This is a genomic window from Microbulbifer maximicatervae (SeqCode) (genome assembly GCF_052466985.1).
Genome location: NZ_CP174298.1, coordinates 774,539 through 797,756 on the forward strand (window position 1 = coordinate 774,539; position 23,218 = coordinate 797,756).

The 23,218-nt window shown below is 48.7% G+C and carries 18 protein-coding genes; 14 read left to right on the forward strand and 4 right to left on the reverse strand.

Annotation, left to right across the window (positions count from 1 at the left end):
* Nucleotides 1-346: 346 nt before the first annotated feature.
* From sctC to sctL, 9 genes are read left to right on the forward strand one after another with little or no spacing between them, the layout of a single operon-like run.
* Nucleotides 347-2,188, forward strand: coding sequence for a type III secretion system outer membrane ring subunit SctC (gene sctC / locus ACJJI3_RS03420; RefSeq protein WP_444917390.1), 1,842 nt, complete (start codon nucleotides 347-349; stop codon nucleotides 2,186-2,188).
* A 19-nt stretch (nucleotides 2,189-2,207) separates the two neighbouring features.
* Nucleotides 2,208-3,638 (forward strand): type III secretion system inner membrane ring subunit SctD, encoded by a 1,431-nt coding sequence (sctD, locus tag ACJJI3_RS03425; RefSeq protein WP_444917389.1) that lies wholly within the window; start codon nucleotides 2,208-2,210, stop codon nucleotides 3,636-3,638.
* A 16-nt stretch (nucleotides 3,639-3,654) separates the two neighbouring features.
* A complete protein-coding gene (locus ACJJI3_RS03430) occupies nucleotides 3,655-3,867 on the forward strand; it encodes an EscE/YscE/SsaE family type III secretion system needle protein co-chaperone (RefSeq protein ID WP_444942539.1) in 213 nt (70 codons plus the stop codon).
* 45 nt (nucleotides 3,868-3,912) lie between these two features.
* A complete protein-coding gene (locus tag ACJJI3_RS03435) occupies nucleotides 3,913-4,161 on the forward strand; it encodes an EscF/YscF/HrpA family type III secretion system needle major subunit (protein WP_444917387.1) in 249 nt (82 codons plus the stop codon).
* An 8-nt stretch (nucleotides 4,162-4,169) separates the two neighbouring features.
* A complete protein-coding gene (locus ACJJI3_RS03440; protein WP_444917386.1) occupies nucleotides 4,170-4,535 on the forward strand; it encodes a hypothetical protein in 366 nt (121 codons plus the stop codon).
* 10 nt (nucleotides 4,536-4,545) lie between these two features.
* On the forward strand, nucleotides 4,546-4,869 hold the full coding sequence (gene sctI / locus ACJJI3_RS03445) for a type III secretion system inner rod subunit SctI (protein WP_444941504.1): 324 nt from the start codon (nucleotides 4,546-4,548) through the stop codon (nucleotides 4,867-4,869).
* On the forward strand, nucleotides 4,869-5,471 hold the full coding sequence (gene sctJ, locus ACJJI3_RS03450; RefSeq protein WP_444941505.1) for a type III secretion system inner membrane ring lipoprotein SctJ: 603 nt from the start codon (nucleotides 4,869-4,871) through the stop codon (nucleotides 5,469-5,471). The genes sctI and sctJ overlap by 1 nt, the downstream gene beginning before the upstream one ends.
* 35 nt (nucleotides 5,472-5,506) lie before the next feature.
* Nucleotides 5,507-6,205, forward strand: a complete 699-nt coding sequence (locus ACJJI3_RS03455; protein ID WP_444941506.1) for a hypothetical protein — start codon at nucleotides 5,507-5,509, stop codon at nucleotides 6,203-6,205.
* Nucleotides 6,184-6,804, forward strand: a complete 621-nt coding sequence (sctL, locus tag ACJJI3_RS03460; RefSeq protein ID WP_444917382.1) for a type III secretion system stator protein SctL — start codon at nucleotides 6,184-6,186, stop codon at nucleotides 6,802-6,804. The genes ACJJI3_RS03455 and sctL overlap by 22 nt, the downstream gene beginning before the upstream one ends.
* A 360-nt stretch (nucleotides 6,805-7,164) precedes the next feature.
* Here sctL and ACJJI3_RS03465 read toward each other — a convergent pair whose 3' ends face one another.
* From ACJJI3_RS03465 to ACJJI3_RS03475, 3 genes are read right to left on the reverse strand one after another with little or no spacing between them, the layout of a single operon-like run.
* A complete protein-coding gene (locus tag ACJJI3_RS03465) occupies nucleotides 7,165-7,995 on the reverse strand; it encodes a sulfurtransferase (RefSeq protein ID WP_444941507.1) in 831 nt (276 codons plus the stop codon).
* Nucleotides 7,996-8,054: 59 nt separating this feature from the next.
* A complete protein-coding gene (locus tag ACJJI3_RS03470; RefSeq protein WP_444941508.1) occupies nucleotides 8,055-9,707 on the reverse strand; it encodes an alpha/beta fold hydrolase in 1,653 nt (550 codons plus the stop codon).
* A gap of 60 nt (nucleotides 9,708-9,767) precedes the next feature.
* Nucleotides 9,768-10,385 (reverse strand): trimeric intracellular cation channel family protein, encoded by a 618-nt coding sequence (locus ACJJI3_RS03475; protein WP_444941509.1) that lies wholly within the window; start codon nucleotides 10,383-10,385, stop codon nucleotides 9,768-9,770.
* 215 nt (nucleotides 10,386-10,600) lie between these two features.
* Between ACJJI3_RS03475 and ACJJI3_RS03480 the strand changes: the two genes are divergently transcribed.
* Entirely contained in the window at nucleotides 10,601-11,500 is a 900-nt protein-coding gene (locus ACJJI3_RS03480; RefSeq protein ID WP_444941510.1) for an EamA family transporter, read from the forward strand.
* A gap of 411 nt (nucleotides 11,501-11,911) precedes the next feature.
* Here the strand turns inward: ACJJI3_RS03480 and ACJJI3_RS03485 are convergent, their stop codons facing one another.
* Nucleotides 11,912-13,096, reverse strand: a complete 1,185-nt coding sequence (locus ACJJI3_RS03485) for an acyl-CoA dehydrogenase (protein WP_282932536.1) — start codon at nucleotides 13,094-13,096, stop codon at nucleotides 11,912-11,914.
* A gap of 320 nt (nucleotides 13,097-13,416) precedes the next feature.
* Here ACJJI3_RS03485 and ACJJI3_RS03490 point away from each other — a divergent pair, with 320 nt between their 5' ends.
* The 4 genes from ACJJI3_RS03490 (at nucleotide 13,417) to ACJJI3_RS03505 (ending at nucleotide 23,204) form a co-directional block, all read left to right on the forward strand.
* Nucleotides 13,417-14,853: an efflux transporter outer membrane subunit gene (locus ACJJI3_RS03490; protein WP_444941511.1), complete on the forward strand. Its 1,437-nt coding sequence runs from the start codon at nucleotides 13,417-13,419 to the stop codon at nucleotides 14,851-14,853.
* Nucleotides 14,853-16,091: an efflux RND transporter periplasmic adaptor subunit gene (locus ACJJI3_RS03495; protein ID WP_444941512.1), complete on the forward strand. Its 1,239-nt coding sequence runs from the start codon at nucleotides 14,853-14,855 to the stop codon at nucleotides 16,089-16,091. Before ACJJI3_RS03490 ends, ACJJI3_RS03495 begins: the two co-directional genes overlap by 1 nt.
* Nucleotides 16,084-19,242, forward strand: coding sequence for an efflux RND transporter permease subunit (locus ACJJI3_RS03500; RefSeq protein WP_444941513.1), 3,159 nt, complete (start codon nucleotides 16,084-16,086; stop codon nucleotides 19,240-19,242). Before ACJJI3_RS03495 ends, ACJJI3_RS03500 begins: the two co-directional genes overlap by 8 nt.
* A 416-nt stretch (nucleotides 19,243-19,658) precedes the next feature.
* Nucleotides 19,659-23,204, forward strand: coding sequence for an amino acid adenylation domain-containing protein (locus ACJJI3_RS03505; protein ID WP_444941514.1), 3,546 nt, complete (start codon nucleotides 19,659-19,661; stop codon nucleotides 23,202-23,204).
* Nucleotides 23,205-23,218 lie beyond the last annotated feature (14 nt).

Genomic DNA, 23,218 nt, shown 5'->3' on the forward strand with positions numbered 1-23,218 from the left:
TTACCTATGCCGAGGATTGGTAGTGATGGCTCTTATACCTTGAGTTTTGATTCGAAGTTCAATGTGAAATTTATCGAGCATCAGAATAGATACATTCTTTGCACAAATGAGCTCGGCTTGATTTCTGACAAGCAAAATCTTCTGGATGCAATGCATAGGAGTTATGCTTGGAAGGGGTTGAAGCTGTCTGTGGTATCAGATATTTCCGACAACTTTGGGGTTCAAAGTACTATGCCCAGTAGCATACCGTATGATGAATTTTTCGACGTTGTCAATCATCATTGTGGATATTGTGAGGTTCTATTAAGGCAAGTGGCTATTAGTCAAGTAAACGAGTTGCGGTATCATGAATTTATTACGCCATAGTATCCCTTTGTGTTTGATTGCAATTGTAATATTGCCTTTTGCTAAGGTTCACAGCCAAACTCTTAATGGAGATCCTTTTGAGTTTTATGGCGAGGAGCAGCCACTGGTTGATGTACTTACCTCGATAGCAACACATTCACGTCTAGGTGTAGAGGTGAATGAAGAAATCGATAGCAACTTTAGTGGATATTTGATGAAACGAGATAGTGAGGAAGCACTAAACTTTCTCGCTGGGGCGTTTGATCTTGTATGGTACTTTGACGGCGCAACCATCTATGTTGACCCTATCAGTTCAATGGATAGCAAGCTGTTCTTGCTCGAAACAATTAATTCTGAGCTTCTTAAGCAGACAATGAAGGATCTATCAATTTGGGATGATAGGTTCGAATGGCGTTCATTGGGAGTAAGTGGAATTGCGATGATATCGGGCCCGCCTAGGTATCTCGATTTGGTGGATCAAACAGTAGAGATGTTGAAGTTGCGCGCAGCTGCCGCGAACAATGATACGCTAGCCATTCAAATTTATAAGTTGAAATATGCATCTGCAGCTGATCGTAGAGTGAATGTTAGAGATGAAGAGGTGGTACTGCCGGGTGTTGCGACACTATTAAAAGGTCTTCTTAGTTCAGGTTCAATATCTGAACATGCCCAGATTTTTCCTGATCTAGATAATACTCAAGCTGAGGGAACACAGCTTGATGAGATATTACTGCCTGGAGCCGAGTCTAAAAATAGAGCGAATACTATTGACCAGTTGGGATATTCTAGTGGTGCCTCGCATCCTAATGCGGCGGTTTATCCTGACCCAAGTACGAATTCAGTAATTATACAAGACTACAACTCTAGACTACTTCTCTATGAAAACTTGATTGGGCAATTGGACCAGCAGAGACAACAGCTTGAAATTAGCTTGGTGATTATTGATCTAACAACTAACTCATTACGTGAGATCGGCGTCAACTGGAATGTTGACTCGGTTGCACGTGGAGGCGGTCTTTTGGATTTAGTCTTGCCTGGAAGTACGCTCGTGGATGCTGATTTTTTTGCCCAAACGAATGTAGATTTCCTAGCAACAGTGAGAGCGCTCGAATCTGAAGGCAAGGCTCGTGTTACTTCCAGACCGGCTGTCGTTACTGAAGATGGAATGGAAGCTTTGTTAGATAATAATGAATCCTTTTTTGTGCGTGTGGAGGGAGAGCGAGTAGCAAGCTTAGAGCAAATTACATACGGTACGCTATTAAAAGTTGTTCCTCGTATTGTTGATGATTCGTCTGAGTTAGGAGAGGTCTCGGTCATCAATCTTGATGTTCAGATTGAGGATGCAAATCGCCTGAATGATGGTGGGGTTGATTCTATCCCATCGATTAGGAATACCTTAATCAACACTCGTTCATCTGTCCCGAATGGTGGTTCCCTACTTATTGGTGGATATTATCGTGAAGCAACCACTAGTAATGTGGAGGGAGTACCAATGTTAGGGCGAATTCCAATTTTTGGAAGCTTCTTTCGGCGTGATGATGATAGCCAATCTCAACTGGTTAGACTGTTTATGTTAAGCCCAAGAATCTTGTCAGAATCACTATTTGAATCTCAGTTATCACATAGCGATAGTCATCTTAAAAACCAGTATATTCCAGGTAAATTCTCCGATGTTTCTAATTATAATCCGAACATTCATGAACTGGAATCGGTGGGGTTTTGTGAGCCTGCTCACAAGGCGAGACAGCGGCGTAATAATTTGATGGCTGCAAATATATCGACACGTATTCTGCCATGTAATGAAGATACGGTTGATGCTTATCGTGTGGTAACTTCAAATTAATCGTCAATGGTATAATCCAATGAAACGATGGAAGCTTAAAGTATTAAATAGCGAACATTATGGTGCCGAAGTACCGCTTCATAGCAATATGGTGTTAGGCAGTGACGAAGAGCTGGCGGATTTGGTGCTTAGCTCTACTATAGTTTCCGCGCAATACATAACCTTTGATTCGGATGAAGATGGTGTAAAAGTTGAACTTCTCGAGGAGGATATTTCACTTGAATCAGATGGTGAAATTATCTCTTCCGATGACTACTTGCCTACTCAAAAAGCTATTACTGCAGGTAGATTGTGCTTTGCATTGCGTTTAGAAACTGAAGAGTGGGTTGAAGAGCTGCAAAGTTCCAGTCCTTCTATCTCTGTAAATCCAAAAGGGCGACCGGAACCCATTGATAGGGATGCGAAGGATACAAGCACAGATTCTAAAAATAGATTAACCTCCATTGCAGCTATGCCTGCTACAAAATGGGTTGTAGTGGCTGTTGGAGTAGGAATAACATCTTTTTATAGTTACTTTATGTATAAAGCAAAGGATAGTATTCCTGCTGAGCCGGCTGTAGAGGAGGTGGTGAGTCATGGAGAACCCGAAAAGGTAAGCTCGCAGGTAGATTCAGAGAGGTTAGGGAATAGTAAGTTATCTGAACTTCTTTCGCAGGCGAAGTATCAAGATCTTAATGTGAGCGCCGATGAGAAATCTGAAAGTATTTTGGTGTCTGGTTATGTCCAAGATGATATTTCTTTACATATTTTAAAGCAGCAGATTGAAGCAATCTCTACTGCTATTTCTATTAATGTTTATAGTGTAGAAAAGATGGAGCAGTCTGCGCGGTTAATTTTAGCAAACTTGGGGCTGGTGCCGGAGAAGATTGAGCGTGGTAGTAAGCCAGGTCATTTAGTAGCTGTTACGGATGGAGATTTTTCGAGGACTTGGGATAAGGCCGAAAAGGTATTGCTCTCTGATATTCCTGGGTTACTGATTTGGGAAGTATCTTCCAGTAAAGAGGTGAGTCCGCTTAAAAGGCTGACATCAATGATTGCAGAGTATAGTTTTTCTACGCAATTGTCTTTCAAGGAGAGGAAAGATAGGATTGAAATCATTGGGAGTCTTGCTTCACCGGAAAAGCGTCAATTAAATGAAATTATGTCTGAATTTAGGGGAAGGGTTGGTGATACACCGCGCTTGATACACATTACTCCCAGAGTTCATAAAGTCCCTAAAACGCTTTCGGACTTCGGAATTGCGGCTGTTCGATCTGGGGATACCCCCTATGTCACATTTAAAAACGGTAATCGTTATTTGGTTGGCGCTAGGTTACCAAATGGTGTCAATTTGCAGGCGCTCTCTGACGGTGAAATTACTTTAATACGCGGCCTTCAATCGTATACTTTACGTTATGAAGATTTGAAGCCGAGCAATGAGAGCCCTAAATTTAGCTTTTTAGTGAATTAGTTGAGCCTTTACGATGATGGACTCGAATTTACTCCCTTTCGTTAAAACATCGAAGAATAGCGTTCTAAATTATTTGGATGAACAGTATTTCAATTGTAAGAACGAGTTACGGTTGCCACAGGCACCATCTACTTTCCAGGCCCTTACCAAACGCTTGGAGGCGCTGGAGAGCGCACAAGCGATTGTCAGGAAATTAGGGATAGATAAATTATCACAACAGGCCCTCTAAAAAGTTTAGAGGGCTCTTAAATTATACATAAACGAGGACGTATAAATGGCTTATACATCAATTGATAGTAGTTTCTCTATCGAATCAGCTTCGGCAGTGCTATCTCCTGCTGCCAGTGAAGTCAGTACGGAAATGAATGAGCAGTCTGCCATATTGGCTGCTAACCCTGATGATCCCGCGGCATTGGCCAATTTCAATGCGTCTGTAGCGAAGTGGTCGGTTGTTATGAATGTTGTATCAACAATCAACAAAGTGGTTAAAGATGCATCTATGTCGATCGTTCAAAAAATGTAAAGATAGTTATGGACTTAAATAAGGCGCTAGCAGAAATTGCAATTAGTGGTCTTGCAGAAGGCATGATAGACGAAGCAGAAAGCATAATCTCTATGCTTGAGGCTGAGTCTATCAGCAACGTCTCGAAAATAACATTGCGGGCGTTGTTGCTGGTTTATAGTGATAAACCCGAATCAGCAATTGAAGTACTTGAGCCTTGGTGCAATCAGAATATGGACCAGCTTGATACGCCACACGCATATTTGGCATTGGCTTTGTGGCGATCGGGCAGAATTAATGCTTCTAAGGAGTTGTGTTGTAAATTAATGGCATCCTCGATTGATTGCACAATAAAAAATATGGTGAAAGAAGTCTACTCTCAGACATTAGTTTAGAGGTTATATTATGGAAACAATATCAGGTGTACAGCCGGTTGCTTTTGATTCTCCGCTTTCAGGTCAGAGCGGGTTTCTCACTGGAGAAGACCAGTTTTCTGCTTCGGAGGCCACTCTGGGGGATAAATTTTTCCAGATTATTTCGGACACCAAGGAGGAGATTGGAGCAAAAACGACAGAAATTGAATCAGCACTAAGTGTTGATGAAATAGCGCCTGTAGACCTACTTAGGTTACAGTTCGAAATCGCAGAGATCACCATTCAGCAAGAATTGATTAGTAAGGGGATCTCAAAAAGTACGCAAAATGTTGATACTTTACTCAAGGCGCAGTAATGTTTAATGCCCGATTTTTATTAGTTCTTTTTATTGTTGTTTTGACTGGATGTAAAGTAGAGCTATATACCGGCCTGGAAGAGCAGGAGGGTAATGAGATGCTCGCTCTGTTATTATCTGAGGGGGTGTCTGCTGGAAAAGAGCCGGGTAAGGGTGGAAGCATAACATTGGTGGTTGAAGAGTCTCAGCTTACAAGTGCAATTGAAATCTTGTCTAGACATTCTTATCCAAGAAAGAAATATGCAACATTAAATGAAATTTTCCCTCAGGGTGGATTGATACAATCGCCAATGGCAGATAGTGCTCGTTACACTTTTGCTATGTCACAAGATATCGCGTCTACTTTATCAAATATTGACGGAGTGTTAACAGCTAAGGTTCACTTGGTGCTGCCAGCAGAAGAAAGCAAGAAGGCGGCGAAGAGTGTTTCTAAGACGACTGTTGTTAAAGCGTCTGTATTCATAAAATATGATAGTAGAGCACCAATGAAATCCTATATTCCTCAGATAAAGGCGATGGTTTCAAATTCGGTGGACCAACTTGACTATGAAAATGTAGCAGTAGTTATTTTCCCTGGAATTTCTAATTACGCCGATTACTGATGAATAAGGTAATTAGAGATGAATGCAAGAGAAACTTGAGTGATCCGATCTTTTTGTGCTGGCTCAGGATGACACATTACCCAGCTAAATGGATTCACGAAAGTCATTTAGAGGGTTGTTTTGATGGGATTCCGGTTGAACTGCTTAACATGCCTTCTTCACAGAAGCTTATTAGGCGTCGACTCGAACTGGAGGGCTTGGATTGGTTTTTCTTTAGTGTTTCTCCTGCTAAACTCCTTTTTGCTCCTCCGCTGATCCAAAAGCGTATTATGTTAATGATAGGCTACTTGTGTCTTGATGTAAAAATGGATCGCGTTATACAAAAATCATGCAGGCAAGATTTATTTGCAGTGCTGCCACAGGTTACTTTGAAGAATATTGAGGGGCTTGGCCCCTTTCTGCTTAGCTCTCGTCCCTTCATTTTCGATGAAATACAAAAGAAAGCCGCTGAGTTTAAATTGGAAGCGTTTAGCTCTAAAGTTTTGATTGAGGTCGGGGAGCTTGTATTTTTTGAAACCCTGTCATATCTGGTTCGGCAGGCAAAAAGCGACCTCATAACAAAAGATATGCTGGATTTATGGAAAACTTACTATGAATTTCAGTATCCGGAATGTAAAGATAGCGGCTTGCCTCAAAAGTTGATAGTTGAAGCGGTCAACGATAGCCGAACATATGTTTTAATACGTAAGCTGGTAAAATATATGGAGCCAGAATGGGAAATTTTGTTGAGATAGTTCCTCAAGCTGTTGCCTTGTCTCCCGAGAGTAAGGTGGTGAAGTTAAATGAGTATAATACTTATCTTCAAGCGCAAGATATTCTCGCTCTTGCCGAGGCAGATGCAGCCGAAATTGTTGCCGGCTCTAAGGCATCAATTAAAGAAGGTTACGATCAGGGCTATGCGGATGGTGTTCAAGCGGGTTTGAGCGATCAAAGTGAAGCTCTGTTGACGACGCTCCAGCTCTGCCAGCAGTTCTTGAAAGGGCAGCAGCAAGAGGTGGTTAGCCTTGTTAAGGTAATATTGCAGAAGTTAATTGGTGAAATTGAAACCGATACTCAGCTTTTGAAGCAGATAGAAAGAGCTGTGTCAATCCATTATAATGTTGATAGTGCCAAATTGTTTGTATCACCATGTCAGTATAGGCCGGCAAGTGAAAAAATTGCTGAGCTTTTAGCGGATTATCCTACCTTGAAAAATTTTGAGGTAGTTTCTGATGATAAAGTGGCTCCAGGTAGCTGCATTCTCGAAACCCCAATCGGTATTTTAAATTTATCCTTAGAGGCACAACTTTCTGCAATAGAGCGTTCGATCGGCGCTCATGTGGAGGGTGGGTAAAGTGGGCAGGGAAGGTTTGCTTTGTCAGTGGTTGTTTATATTTGTTGAGTTTGATTAATGTTCAGGCTAAAAATGGGGTGTTGTATGAGTGTAAATATCGATTACACTCAGCAAGCACATATGGCAATTTTGTCTTGATCTGAAAATTAATTTTTAGAATACTCCTGTCAAGTTTGGCCTGTGGTAGTTGTGTCTAATTAGGTGTTACCTAAGTGCATTTTATGGGTAATATTTAAATTCGAAGCTTATGTCTTTTTTAACCTCCTTACCTCATAGTCATATGGTTTGTGCAAACACACTATATCTACTTAAATGAATCCCTTGACAGTTGTGTGTGCTAAGGATTTCTGATTTTTTCTTTTACTGATGTGCACACCAATCACTCCAGCTCCCAGGATAAAGTAGTGAGTCGTGGCGACCAGCTAAATATTGAGCATAGAAATTAACGCAGGCAGTAACTCCGGAGCCGCAGTAGTTGAGAAGTGGTTTACCATCTGCCAAGTTGCCAAACTGTGATTTAAGTTCGGCAATGGATTTCACTTTGCCATTGTTTTTGTCTGTTATGTTTTGCCAGGGCTGATTGATGGCTGTGGGTATATGTCCGGTAATCGGGTCGATAGGCTCTTCAATTCCTTCAAAGCGCTGCCTGTCCCGGGCGTCTACTAACTGCCAGGGTGCTTTACCCAGGTTTTGTTTGATGTTCTCGTAATGAACCAAAAGATTTTCTTTTGGTTGTGCGCTGAAGTTTCCTTGCTTGGATAGAGTGGGCTCGCTTGTGTCCAATGCCTCCCCTGCATCGAGCCAGGCTTTTAGACCGCCATTCAGAATGCTGATTTTCTTGTGGCCAAAGAAGAAAAACAGGAACCAAGCACGAGCAGCGAAACCCAGGCGGTTGTCGTCGTAGACGATTACCTGTGTGTCACTATCGACTCCCAGATTGCGAGCGTAGTCCTGGAACTGTGCAGCACTCGGCATTGGGTGGCGGCCGCCGTAGCGTTGCACAGGGGCAGAGAGGTCACGGTGCAGGCAGGCGTAATGGGCATCGGGAATATGGCCAGCCCGATAGTCCCGCTCACCACTATCGTGATCCGCCAGGCTATAGCGGCAGTCCAATATTACGGGTTCGCCGGTCTTTTTGAGTCCTACCAAATCAGCAACTTCAATCAGGGCAGGGTTGTTGTCGCTCTCCATCGGCCTCTCCTCAATCCTTGATACCGCTTTTGTCGTGTAACTTCAGCTGTTGTTTTTGGTTATTGGCCGCTTTCCGGAGCTGGGACTTCCGCTGCCTGGGGTTCGACGGCCTGCTGTTCGGCTTCTTGCTGGGACTCAGACTCTTCTTCGGTGGAAATCTGGTCTGCCAGCTCCGCTTTGCGGCAAGTCATGGTAGTTTCGGTTTGATCTTCGGCAGGGTTGTCGAGAAAGCGCGCTACTGCCCGCTCTGCGCAGTTGCTTGCGGAAATAATATCGTGAGCCAGGTTGGGAAATAGCAGCCATTGGTGATTCGGTAGCTCTTTGCGTGCGATATCGACATCATCTGCAGCCAGTACCGGATCCAGGCCGCCGTGTAACACTATCACTGGAACTGGGGTGGAGATGGCTTTTGACTCAGTGAGAGGAGCAGAGGGGATTGCCCAGATGCGACACTGTAGCTGCAACAAATTTAAATCTGATCGCACGGCCCCGCCGAGAATGCCGGTGTCTGCTGCGTTGGCCCTGGCCTGATCAAAATCGACAAAGGGAGCCTCTTCATAACAGAAGTGGCTAACGCCGGCTGCATCCCCAAAGTAGGGGTCCAGTACGATCTCCATAAAGTGTGCGATGGCATCTTGGGCCGGCTGTAGCCCTTCATCGCCCTCATTTTCCAGGCCCTCGATCATCTTGGGCAGCTCACTGTAGAAGTTTTCGTTATACAGCGCCTGGAATAGAACTCTCAGCAAGCGCTGTCCAGTAAGCACAAAGGGATAGCTTTGCTTTGAGTAGCGGTGCTTGATCGGAATGGTGCGCGGCTCTTCGTCTAAGGTCTGGATCAGGTTTTCCAATCTGCGACGCAAATTGGGGTAGCGACTGTTACATTTCTCGTCTTCGATGCAATGCTTTAGGCCGCGTTCGTAGGCCGCCAGGGAGTCCTGAGGGAGCTGTTGCGTGTAGACAATATTGGGGAAGACCGCACTGTTAAGCACCAGGGTGCGCACTGATTCCGGGAAGTCGCGGGCCACTGTCAGGGCGTAGCGGGAGGAGTAGGACACCCCATAGAGGTCGAATTTATCGAGTTTGAGGGTTTTTCTCAGCTCTTCTACATCCCTGGCGATCACAGAACTGTTGTACTGGGCCAAGTCGGCACCTTTGCTCAGGCGACTGTAACAGCGCTCCATACTGAAGGAGAAAACACGGGCCTCTTCTTCCGGAGACAGGTTGCGCCGGAAAGCGGTATCGGCGTCTTCGATAAACTCGCTGCAAGTGAGGCGTGGCTGGGCCATACCGGTGCCCCTGGGATCTATAACAAAGAGATCCCGGCCATCTTCTACTGTCATGGCGGCATAGTTAAGCCACAGCCAATCACTGGCGTTCTCGGGCTCTAACCCCATGCTGGCTCCGGGACCACCGGCGCCGAGGTGGAGTAGGGGGATTTTCTTGGGGTCGGGGTTTGTGGCGCGGAAGCGCACTACCGGGAAGCGGATTTTGCGCTTTTCCGGGTGGGCATAATTCTCCGGCACCTCCATCATGAAACACTGGGTGAAAGGCCAGGTTTCATCGGTTTTGAACCAGCAGGGCTTTGCGACCAGGCGAGCGTATTGTTTTTGCTGGGATTGGCCGGTTTGGACAGAGTTTGTCGAGCGCTCACAGGCTCCAATCACCATGGAAAAGAGAATGATGAGGAGTATGCGCAATCGGGCTTTTTGCACTTAGATTATTCCTGTGACTGCTACTAAATAGTGGTTTATGGTTCCAGACCTTTGAGCGGGTCAGTGCCTGCCGAAGCGTGCCACTGGCGCGGAGATATTCCAGCGCAATGCCGCGAGGCGAATCGCTAAGGTCACAAATACAGCAATAGCCACCACCAGCTCATGGGGTAGCCACCCTACATTGTCCAAGGCAACGAGTATGGCCGTACCGGTAAGGGCAGCGGTGGCATAGATCTCTCGCCGGAGTAAAAGTGGAATGTCACCGGACAGCACATCCCGAATCACCCCGCCAAAAGTACCGGTCATTACGCCGAGCACGATTGCGATGGTCGCGGAATAGCCCAGTCCGAGTACTTTCTGGGTTCCAAGCACCACAAAAACGGCGAGTCCAATGGCATCTGCCACCATTAGCAGGCGCATAGGGACCTTTAGATAGCGTATCAGGTAAAAGCTTACTACACCGGTAATTGAGGCGATCCACAGGTAATAGGTGTGCTCAAGCCAGAATACAGGGACGTTGAGAATAATGTCCCGGGCGGTGCCGCCGCCAATAGAGGTGACGCAGGCGAGTACCACGGCACCAAATAAATCCATCTGTTTGTGGCCGGCGGCGAGTACGCCGCTGAAGGCAAAGACCGCGATACCGATCAATTCAAACCAGTGCAGCAGCTCATCCATATCATCGTTACATCCAGAGATTGGCGGGCAGGGGAGAATAGCACTTCTGTCTACGCAAAGGGAATTGAGCAACGATCTACTGGTGAGAAGTGTGAGGCGCCGCAATAGATCGGTACCAGGGAGCTATTGAAACAATTACAAAGGGCCCATTAGGCGCAGAAGAGTAATGGAGGCTGCTACCCTTTGGTTACGTCCATTGTTCACTGGCTGTAGAGATGCCGTATAGAAGCATACTGTTGGCTTTGCTGGCAGTCTCAATTTTTGGACTGAATTACCCGATAACCAAGGTGGCGCTGGCCGACTTCCCGCCAATGTTATTGGCTTCAGTTCGCTTCACCCTCGTCGCTGTTCCTCTGGTTTTCTTTTGTCCATTCCCCAAGACCTCGATCCTCAATGTTGTTGCGCTCGGCTTCTTCTTAGAGTTTCTCTCTCTGGGGTTGATGTACTACGCCATGAAGGCCGATATTCAAGCGGGTGTAGCGTCACTGCTAATGCAGTCGCAGGTGCCATTCACCCTATTGCTATTCGCAATGCTATTTGGCGATAAGATAAATATGCAGCAGTGCTTGGGTTTGGTAATAGCGGCTGTAGGGTTCTCTGTATTTTTCTACTATGCCGATAAAGGTGGGTCGACAACGATAGTGGGATTTATCCTTATTATGGGGGCGGGGCTGTCTTGGGCGATAGCGAATATCGTATTCCGCAGGATGCCAGGTGTTAATTTGTTACATTTAATGGTTTGGGCTTCACTGGTACCGCCAGTACCTCTTTTGGTTTTGTCGATATTTTATGAAAGCCATACTCCCTGGGTTTTCTTTTTTCAAGCGCATACGGCCAGTTGGTTTTCAATTGTTTATCAAGTGTGCATGGTGACATTGGTTGGTTATATTTTATGGGGTGATTTAATTCGTCGCTATTCCTCTGCCTGCGTTTCACCATTTGGGTTGCTGGTTCCTATTGTGGGAATAATCGGCTCATCAATTATCCTCGGTGAATATCTTACATTTGTCGAGTGGGTAGCGACTTTTGTCGTGTTGCTGGGTATTGCTCTTTGTGTAGTGAAATTAAATGATCGAAATCCGGGGCGGGAGATTGTTGATGTGGAGGGAAGTTAGGGGAGGGGTAATAATTTTATTCAGCTTGTTGGGCTCTCTGTTTGGGCTTTCCGCGCTTCCCAAAACTTCTTTTTTATACCTTTATTGAGAGTTTAATAATTGCTGAGGGCTGTCTTTACTTATTTCGCGGTTCGATGATGCGTAAATGGTCACAGTGAGTTTTGGTCCGCCCTCAAATTATTTTACTTCAAATCCAAACGTTTTTTTTCGGTGCAGTACTTTGCTTGGTGTGGATAATAATTTAATACTGCTCCACTGTCTATGCGCCGCCTTTTTGCGTAATTATTCCGAACTTTAGTTTAATGGCTTTGTGCTACCAACCTGGGGCCGAGGTAGAAGTAAGGAGATAAGAAATGATGGGATAAGGGCGATGCCCACGGAAAATACCGTGAGCATCCAACTAGACGTGTTTTACACGAATGCTTGCAGGCCGGTCTGGGCGCGGCCGAGGATCAATGCGTGTACGTCGTGGGTACCTTCGTAGGTATTTACAGCTTCCAGGTTCATCACGTGGCGAATTACGTGGAATTCGTCGGAGATGCCGTTGCCGCCGTGCATATCGCGCGCAATACGCGCGATATCCAGTGCCTTACCACAGTTATTGCGCTTCACCAGGGAGATCATGGTGGGGTCGAACTGCTTGTTCTCGTCCATGATGCGACCTACGCGCAGGGAGGCTTGCAGGCCCAGGGTAATTTCGGTCTGCATATCCGCCAATTTCTTCTGGAACAGCTGGGTTTGAGCCAGAGGGCGATTGAACTGGGTGCGGTCCAGGCCGTACTGGCGAGCGGCGTGCCAGCAGAACTCGCCGGCACCCATGGCGCCCCAGGAGATACCGTAGCGAGCGCGGTTCAGGCAGCCGAAGGGGCCGCGCAGTCCGCCAATTTCCGGGAACTTGTTTTCTTCCGGAACGAACACATTGTCCATCACAATCTCGCCGGTAATGGAGGCGCGCAGTGAGAACTTGCCTTCGATCTTCGGTGCGGAGAGGCCTTCCATACCTTTGTCCAGCACGAAGCCGCGAATAATATCGTCGTCATCTTTCGCCCAAACAACGAAAACGTCGGCGATTGGGCTGTTGGTGATCCACATCTTGGAGCCGCTGATGCGGTAGCCGCCATCGACTTTCTTGGCGCGGGTTTTCATGCCGCCGGGATCGGAACCCGCATCGGGCTCGGTCAGGCCAAAACAGCCAACCCATTCGCCGGAAGCCAGCTTGGGCAGGTACTTCTGCTTTTGCTCTTCGCTGCCGTAAGCGTAAATCGGGTGCATAACCAGGCTGGACTGAACGCTCATGGCGGACCGGTAGCCGGAGTCAACGCGTTCAACTTCGCGCGCCACCAGGCCGTAGGAAACGTAGTTGAGACCGGCGCAGCCGTAGCCTTCGATGGTGGAACCGAGCAGGCCCAATTCACCCATCTCGTTCATGATTTCACGATCGAAGATTTCGTGGCGGTTACCCTCGAGAACTCTGGGCATCAGTTTGCTTTGGCAGTACTCACGTGCCGTGTCGCGCACCATGCGCTCTTCGTCGGTCAGCTGTTGGTCCAGCAGCAAAATATCGTCCCAATGGGCGAGTGGCTGATGTTTACTCATGGTTTGTCTCTTCTACTTCCGTTATTAATTCCACCGGAGCGTCCAAGAGGGCCGGCTGAAGAAGGCCGAGCACCTTTGTACAGAGGGGAGACTTTTTGGATAAGCTCCGCGTCAAACCCCGATGACTATTCAGTTTAGTGTGCCGCATCATACCGAAGTAGTCGGTTTTCGGCACTCCTGCGGGCAGCAATTTTTTGCCTGATTTTACGTATGCTTTGTAAACAAGAGTAAAACGCATTGCGAGCGATTTTGGGGGGCGGATAATGCACGCAATAAATCTCTATTTTTTACGATTAAACGTTTAATTTCGGTGATATTCCTTGTCCTTTTACCGTATTTTGGCAATTTGTGTTCCGCTGCTTGTCAGCTGTAGTTCGCAGCCAATTGAGACCATTCAACCCGATGAAAATTTAGGGTTACCAGAATCTTTTCGTGCATCGGGTACCGTCGCACCGAGTTTGCGCTGGTGGCGAGATTTGGAAGATCCGCAGTTGGACAATTTGGTACAGCTGGCACTGAAAGATAATCCGGATATTCAGGCTACCTATTGGCGATTGGAGCAGGCCGCAGCCACTGCGCGGGGAGCGCGATCGGGCCTTTGGCCAAGACTGACCGCCAGTATTGAAAATACTGAGCAGCGCTACTCTTCCGGCGAGTTCACCGATCCCTCTGCGGAGGGCAATAGTTGGAGTACCCGTATCGCCGCCAGCTATGAAGTGGACCTTTGGGGGCGGGTCCGTGCCGGTGCCAGTGCAGCAGAGGCGGCTTACCTGGCCCAGGAACAGAATTTACAGACGGCAGCCTTGACCCTGGCGAGCGAGGTGGCAGCTACCTGGTTGGAGTTGCGGGAGCAGTGGGGGCAGCGGGATTTGCTGCAACAACAGCTGGAGATCAATCGCAAAAGCCTGAAGGTTCTGGAACTGCGCTTTGGTCGCGGCGTCTCAGGTGCAGCCGATGTTTTGCAGCAACAGCAGCTGGTCCAGCAGTCACAGCAGGAACTGGATGAGGCGGAAGCGGATGCCGAAACTCTAAAAGTACAGTTAGCGGTGCTGTTGGGTATCAATGTCGAGGAACTTAGCAGCATTATTCGCGAACAGGTCGGGTTGCCGGCCTTACCAGCCCTGCCAGAGACCGGCGTGCCATCGCAATTGTTATTGCGCCGCCCGGATGTTGTTGAGGCACAGCGAGACCTTTTACAGGGCTATCACTTAGCCGATGAGGCCTGGGCAGATCGACTGCCCGTATTTAGTTTGTCTGCGGTAGCCAGCAATGGCACCAGTTTAATTAGTGACGTGACTGAAAACTGGCTCTTGGCCATCGCAGCCTCAATTGAGGGGGTGATTTTTGATGGTGGCGCCCTGGCATCAGCCCGGGAGCAACAGGACGCCGTTCTGCAGGAGCGCTGGGCGCTCTACCGCAGTGCAGTTAATGAAGCCTTGTCTGAAGTAGAGCAGGCCTTGATTCGAGAGAGCCTGATCGAGCAGAGACTCAACCATCTACGAGAGCGTGAGCGTCTCGCAGACCTTTTGGTTCTGCGTCAAAGCCGCGCCTATGCGCGGGGGACCATCGACTTCCTCAATGTGTTGACCGCGACGAGTGAACAACAGAGTTTGGCGCGACAAATCTTGTCTGCCGAGCGCGAACTGATTGAAAACCGAGTAGTACTTTACCGCGCGCTTTCCGGCGGGATCCCCCAGGCGGATCTTCCAGCCCCCGAGCCAGTGGATTTGGAGTTGTACCTGGAGGGAAATAACTGATGTTGCAGAAACTCAATTGGCGCCTGCTGATCCCCATAATTTTGGTGGTGTTGGCATTCTTGGCCTTCAACTGGATGATGCGGGAAAAACCGTCGGTCAGTCGCGGTGAGCGCAAATCGCCACCGCCGACAGTCGATGTAGCTGTTGCTGAGCAGGGTCGTTTTCCTGTAACCCTGAGCGCGCTGGGTAAAGTGAGTGCCCGTGAGTTAGCGGAGTTGGAGCCCCAGGTACAGGGGCAGGTGCAATGGCTCGACTATGATCTGGGCCCCGGAGCCGTAATGCCAAAAGGGCAGGTGCTGTTGCGTATTGACCAGGAGCCCTACCAGTTGGCCCTGATGACTGCGCAGAGTGCCCTCGCCGAACGCCGTGCTGAATTGCAGCAGGAGCAAGGACAACAGCAAGTTGCTCAAGAGGAGTACGAGCTTCTTGGTACAGCCCTGTCTGGAACGGATAAGGCTCTGGTGTTGCGCGAACCTCAGAGAGCAGCAGCAGAGGCGGCAGTAAAATCCGCAGAGGCAAATGTGGCCTTGGCTAAACGCGATCTTCGGCTTACCGAGATTCGCGCCCCATTTGATGCGCTGGTAGTTGAGCGTGATGCCGACGTCGGTGATCGCGTCTCTCCGGGAGATACTCTCTACAGCCTCGCTAGTGCCGACCGTTTCCAGATTGCCGTTGAGGTTCCCGCGTCGCAACTGCACCGGCTCGGACGCGGTTATGTTGAAGTTCGAATTTACGGCAGCCAGTGGCCGCAGGGCGTCTACCGCCGCGGTGAGTTTGTCCGGGTTATCCCGGTACTGGAAGAGCAGGGTCGTCTCGCCAGTGTGTTGGTAGAGCTGGAAGACCCGCTTTCCGTCCAGGATCCGTCCCAGCCGCAGCTGCTTCTCAACGATCTGGCGAAAGTAGAGATCGTTTCCCAAAGTGAGGATGAACGTGTGCGAATCCCCCTTACTGCGTTGCAAGACGGCAACAATGTGTGGGTGGTTCGCGAGAACCGCACCACGGTTCTGCCGGTAGAAGTGGCCTATATGAGCGGCGACTTTGCAGTCCTGGAGCAGGGGCTCAGCGGTGGAGAAGCCTTAGTGACGACCCGGTTGGTAACCGTTACTGAAGGCATGCCGGTGCGAATTGCCGGAGACAGTAATCGCCAGCAGCGTCCGCCGATAGATGCGGCTGCCTCTGCGGAACGGCCGCCAAGACGCGGCCCCGGTGGACCCAACGCTGGGGGCGCAGATGACTGAGCAGAATAGATCCAAAGATAAGGTCGATACCCGCACGGGAGCCATCGCCTGGATGGCGCGCAACCACGTAACTGCCAATTTGTTGATGTTGGTCTTCTTGATTGGTGGTTTGATTTTTTCGACCATCGTTAAAAAGGAAGTTTTCCCGGAGTTCAGCCTGGACACTGTGAGCGTGTCCATTTCCTATCCCGGTGCCAGCCCTGAGGAAGTCGAGCGCGGTGTACTGGTGGCTGCCGAGCAAGCGGTGCAGGGCTTGGTAGGCATCAAAGAGATGACCGCGAGGGCCAATGAGGGTAGTGCCTCTTTAACCTTGGAGCTGGAAGGCGATGCTGATGCTGCCTTGGTGTACCAGAATATTCAGCAGGCTATCGATTCCGTTACCACTTTCCCCACAGATATTGAGCAACCCCAGGTCAGTCTGGCCGAGCGCAAACGGGATGTGCTGGACCTCGTATTACACGGCGATCTTACCGAGCAAAACCTGCGCGCGTTGGCGATGCAGGTTTACGATAAGCTCGAAGCGCACAGTGGTATTACCCAGTTGGAAGCGCGGGGTATGCGGGACTTGGAAGTGGCGATCGAGATTCGCCGCGACGATCTGCGTCGCTATGGGCTTACCCTGCTGGAAGTGGCAAACATCGTAGAAAATGCAGCGGTAGATATTCCCAGCGGCAGTGTTAAATCTGATGCGGGGGAGATATTGGTCCGGGTGACCGAGCGCCGCGATTGGGCTCGAGAGTTTGGCGATATTGTTATTGCCCAAGGTATTGGTGGCGGTGCCGTTTATTTAAAGGATGTTGCCAATATCAGCGATGCGCTTGAGGAAGAAGCGCGCAATATGGTGTTTAACGGCGAGCCAGCTATCAGTATTAAGATCTACCGAGTGGGCGACCAGACACCAATGAGTGTCAGTGAGGCTGCCCATGAAGTCGTTGATGAGGTTAGGGCAGGCCTGCCCCCGGGTGTGACCCTGACAGTTCGCGATGACGACTCGGAAATTTTCAAAGCGCGTCTGACCCTGCTGCTGAAGAACGGATTTATCGGGCTCTTATTAGTATTTGTTGTGCTCGGAGCCTTTCTGGAATTGCGGTTGGCTTTTTGGGTAACACTGGGCATTCCTACCAGCTTCCTGGGGGCATTGCTATTCCTGCCTGGGCTCGATATTTCCATCAGCATGGTAAGTATGTTTGCCTTTATTATCGCCCTTGGAATAGTGGTGGATGATGCAATTATTGCCGGTGAAAATATCCACGAGTGGCGACAAAAAGGCTACAGCAATCTGGAGGCTGCCGTTGCCGGTGCCCGCCAGGTATCGGTACCGCTCACATTTGCGATTCTGACTAATATTGTCGCCTTCCTTCCATTGATGGCCTTACCCGGCTTTATGGGCAAGATCTTTGGTGTGATTCCCTTTGTGGTGGGCTCGGTATTTATTATTTCCTGGGTGGAAGCCCTGTTTATTTTGCCCGGTCACTTGGCCCACTCTCGTCGCGGCTATAAAAGTCGCCGGGCGCGCCGCTTTGCCGCGCGGCAGAAAATGCTGGCGCGGGGATTGGATCGTTTTGTACAGCAGCGCTTTAGACCCTTCCTTGATATATGTATCAAGCACCGCTACACCACTATTGCCGTGGCGGTAGCGGCGCTGCTGGTGGTTGGCGGCTATGCGGCTAGCGGCCGTATGGGCTTCACCTTGATGCCTAGGGTGGAGCGTGACTCCGGTCGCTTTGCCGTCACCTTTCCCACCGGAACGGCCCAATCCCAGCTGGAAAAAGCGCGCTCGCAGATTATTACTGCTGCCGATAGGGTGCTCGAGCAATACGATAAAGAAAAGGTCTTTCTGGGGATTCGCGGTTTGATGGGCGATGACGCGATTATGGTGGACGCTTTCTTTGTTCCCGCAGATGAGCGTCCTTTTTCCACCGGTGAGTTTATTCGCGCCTGGCGCCAGGAAGTGGGGCCTATTGCCGGTGCCCTTAGCGCAACAACAGCTTCTGACCGTGGCGGTCCCGGCGCTGGCTCCTCGTTAACCGTGGAGCTTCGCCATACCGACACGGATACCTTGGAGCAAGCTGCGATACGTTTAGGGGATGAGTTGGAGAAATTCCCCAATGTCAGTGATATCGATCCCGGTATTTCCCTCGGTAAAACCCAGTTGGACCTTACACTGACTGAAACGGCCAAAAGTTTGGGTATGTCTGCGGAGGATATTGGTCGCCAATTGCGGGCAGCGTTGTACGGGGCTGAGGCCCTGCGCCAACAGCGCGGCCGGGATCAGGTGAAGGTCATGGTGCGTTTGCCTGAGGATGAGCGGGCCAATATCAATGATGTGAATAGCATTATGATCCGGGCCAGCAATGGACTTTGGATGCCCCTGCCAGATCTGGTAAAAATTGATAAAGGGCGCGCCTATGCCACGATTAATCGCCGGGCAGGCCGCAGGGTTACAACGATTACCGCCAATGTGGAGCCCAGTGACCAAGCGACGCTTGTGATTAATGAGCTGAATGAAAGTGTGGTCCCCCAATTGAAAGCCGAATTCCCCGGCCTAAGTGTTTCCTATGAGGGACGCCAAGCGGAGGAGCGAGAGGGATTGGCAAGCCTGGCGATGACCTTTGCCCTTGCGATGGCGGTGCTGTACTTGCTATTGGCAATTCCCTTAAAGAGTTACGTACAGCCGTTGATCGTAATGGTGGCGATACCCTTTGGTGTGATCGGTGCGTTACTTGGTCACTTGGGCATGGGGTATGGACTCAGTATGGTGAGTCTGCTGGGTATGGTGGCACTGGCCGGAGTTGTGATTAACGATACTCTGGTAATGATTGAGTACAGCAATCGTCTCCGAAATGATGGCGCTGATTTGGAAAGCGCTATCAAGGGAGCGGCAGCGCGGCGTTTTCGCCCGATCGTATTGACCACCATAACAACTTTCTGCGGCTTAATGCCGATGATCTTTGAAAGCTCGGTGCAAGCGCGCTTTATGATTCCAATGGCGATCTCGCTGGGCTATGGAATACTCGCAGCCACAGCGATCTCATTGTTATTGGTACCCTGTCTCTATTTAATGATGGGTAAAGATATTCCCCAGTTGTTTGCAAGATTGAAAAATATCATCGCTCGTTTTGGTCGTAGCGGTGCAATCGCACAGAAATAAATTCAATAGTAGCCGGTATCTTCTTACCGGCTTTTTTCCTCAGAAATTTAATTTTATGACTGATATTTAACTATCAGTTTCCAAATTGCGTTTCTATCTCCCTGAATACCACCTTCATTTAATTTTCCTTTATGACCTGGAACTGCGGTAGCTGAAATACTGCTCCAGTTCAATGTTATGAAATTATTTCCCGGCATACTTCCAATATAGAAACTGGTTTTCAAGTAATTCAAATAACAGAAAATTTTGACCAAATTTGAAAGACAGAGAAATGAATTGAAAGTTAGTTTTCGGATTTTAATAAGTATAAAAGGTAATGTTCAGTGTGCAGCTCAATAAACAAACATAACGCCCAGTCCTTAGATTTTGAATCGGGAGAAATGGGAGCTGTATCATCAGGAGATACAGTTTGCGATTTGATCGAAAGACAAAAGCTAAAGAATCCTGATCAGGTCGTTATTATCGATGGCAACACAGAAATAAATTTCACTCGCCTGATGAAACGGGTCGATGGGATTGCCGCTGAGTTGGTAAATCGAGGAGTTGAGCCTGGTTCCTTGGTTGGAGTCTGTATGAGTCGATCCTGGGAGCTGGTCGCGGCTCTACTTGGCGTAATGCGTGCAGGTTGTGCTTATGTCCCATTGGACCCAACTTATCCGCTAGAGCGGGTGCGATATATGCTCGAGCACTCCAGAGCTGCCGCAGCAATTGTCGACTGTGACGATAACGCAAACTTGTGCCTTGGCGTGAAAGAACTGTTATGGATTGATGAGTTGCGAGAGCAGGCACCGGAGTTTCTACCGGAACATACCAGGCCGAAAACGAGTGATTTAGCCTATGTAATCTATACATCCGGCTCTACTGGAAGCCCGAAAGGGGTTGCTATCGAACACCGAAGCCTTATCGCTCTCAGTAAGTCCATGAGTGAGCTGTTGAGCGATGGAGAGCTAGAAGGCGTTTTGGCTTCGACCTCAGTTTGCTTTGACCCCTCGGTGATGGAAATTATCGGGACTCTCTCTCTGGGCGGCCGAGTTATATTGTCGAAGAATATTTTGGAGCTGCCAAAACTTCCCTTTCGAGAGCAAGTGCGAACTTGTATCACGGTTCCATCTGCGGTTCAGGCTTTACTTTCGATAGACAAATTGCCTCAGGGAGTGCGTTGCCTGATTTTTGGGGGTGAAGTACTTAAGCAATCCCTGGTCGAGCAAATATATGCGGGGGCTGAACAATTGCGGATAGTTAATGTTTATGGCCCCACAGAGGACACGGTTTACTCAACTTATTCAGAAGTTAGCCCCGATAGCGACCAAATTACGATTGGAAGGGCGGTTTCAAGTTCACGCGCATATATTTTGGATGAGAGATTACAGCCAGTTGCTCCCGGCGGGGAGGGGGAGTTGTATTTGTCTGGTGACAAGCTAGCTCGGGGCTATTTAAATGATGAGCATCTGACCGAGGAACGTTTTATACAGCCTGCCTCCAACCCCCGAATTGCCGATCAGCGCTTGTATAAAACGGGAGACCTGTGCCGATGGACAGCAAATGGAGAAATAGAATACTTGGGGCGCGCTGATTGCCAGGTGAAGATTAGGGGCTATCGTATTGAACTTGAAGAAATAGAATCAGCAATTGAGTCTCTACCGGGCGTTGATGCAGCCGCTACTACCGTTATTGATGGCGGGGCCGGGCAGAAGATTCTGGTGGCCTATATTGTTGCTAGCGAAAAGACAATCACCGAGGTAGCAGTAAAAGAGTTTCTTGAACAGCGCCTTCCTAAATATATGGTCCCCCAGTTTGTCAAGCACCTGCAAGAGTTACCCTTGCTACCCAACAATAAGCTGGATCGTAAACGATTAGCCCTCCTTGAAGCGGAGCTTGTCGTCCCAACTGAAAGCAGTTTGGCTGCAAACGATGATATTAATCGAAGCAGCGGAATGGGCGAGCACTTCGCAGGTTTATCAATAGATAGCGAGGCAATTTTTACTTCAATTATCCGCGGTGAGATGGCTTCCATCATGAACCACCCAGATCCGGAGGTTGTGTTCCCAGAGATAGCCTTCGACAAGCAGGGCCTGGATTCTCTGACAACATTAGAATTGGCCAGCCGGTTGAGTCATTGCATTGGACACCCCCTATCTGCGCAGACAATCTTCGATTATCCCACGCCGAAGCTATTGGCTGGCTATATGCTTGATTTGACGGAAGGTAAGATCAGTAGTGAGTCAGCTAATGAGGTTGCTAAATCTGAAATTGATGCGCTGGCTAATTTCCAGTCCCAGCTCCAGCTGAGCCACCCAACTTTTCAGGCTGCAAAGGCGTCATCCTGGTCTGCTTCTGACAAAAGTAAATTGGTGCAGGCGGTGATAGCCATGGCAAACAATCAGAAGAGGAATCCTTACAGTAAAGTTTTACGGACAGGTAGTGGGACGCACGGCACTGTTACAGATGTTTATAACGATGATACCCAGGAAGCGATTATTTGGACGACCAATCTATACCTTGGCCTGAATAGAGATAAAGAAGTTATCGAACAGGCTTCATCCGCTGTACAGCTTTTCGGAACAGGAATGGGCACTTCAGCGGCGGCATCGGGCCTGACGGACCTTCACCTCCAGTTTGAAACGGAGTTTGCTGATTTGGTAGGCAAGTCAGGAGCCTGCTTGTTTCCAACGGGTTACACGGCCAATGTCGGGGTGGTGGCAGGAATATTAGGTAAAGATGATGTTGTGGTTATAGACCAACTTTGCCATGCCTCAATTGTTGATGGGGCCCGTCTCAGTGGTGCCAAAATTAGAACTTTCCAACACAATAATGCCTCTGATCTGGAGTCGGTGCTGGAATCTGAAGCGTCTCCCTACCGAACCACGCTAGTGGTTCTCGAGGGCGTTTACAGTATGGGGGAAGGTGCTGCACCGGTAGCTGAAATCGTGCGTGCAGCAAAGAAATACAACGCCTTGACCTTAGTTGATGAGGCACACTCATTCGGTTTTTATGGTGAGCGTGGTGCCGGTATCTGTGCGGCTCAAGGTATTACTGATCAAGTTGATTTTATTATGACAACACTCAGTAAGTCGCTTGGTAGCCTTGGGGGTGTGGTTGCTGCGAGTAAGGAGTACGTTGACTTGCTGAGGTCCTCAGCCAGGGCATATATCTTTCAGGCTTCTATCAGTCCTGCAGATATTGCAGGCGCATTGACTGCCTTGCGTCGGATTAAATCTGACGATGGACTGCGCGATCGATTGTGGGATACGACCCGCTATATGCGCCGGAAATTTGAGCAGGCCGGATACGACTTGGGAACAGGTGATGGGCCTATTATCACGCCCCATTTTAAAGATAAACTATACGGGATAGTCCAAGCGCTTTATCAGCGCGGTATTCAAACCTCGGCTGTCACTTACCCGATAGTTGAGAGCGGCCGTGGCCGCCTGAGGTTGATCTGCTCGGCAGCTCACACGAGGGAGGATGTTGATAGGACCGTGGAAGCTCTTATTGAGGCTGAAAAAGAGGTTGATGCTCAATCCCAGGAAGCAAAAGAGGAAGCTATGGATTTGGGGCAAGCCCTCGCTGAAATTGGTGAGTGGGCAAATACCTTTTCTAACTTCCTACAGGAATATATCAATCGACTATCCAGCCCCGTGCCCAACTTGTGCTTGTCCGTGAGTGTTACTGAACAGTTTGAGCCGGTGAGGATTTTAATTGATGGTGGCAAAGTAACCTTGAGCGATCTCTCGGTCAATGACGTTTCTTTTTGCTCAGTAACGCTTAGAAACCAGAGGTCTGTCACGGCCTTGCGGCTTCACGATGTTCAGTCGCTGCTTGATGGTATTTGCACTGGTAGTTGCACCTTAAGCGGTCAGGTTGAGCCATTTATATGGTGGATCGCCCGTATTCTAGATTTAAGTGTGGAGGTAAATAACCCTGTAGACTGTGGATTAGCTAGAGAGCAGGCGATTCATTAACTAATGAGGGGCGA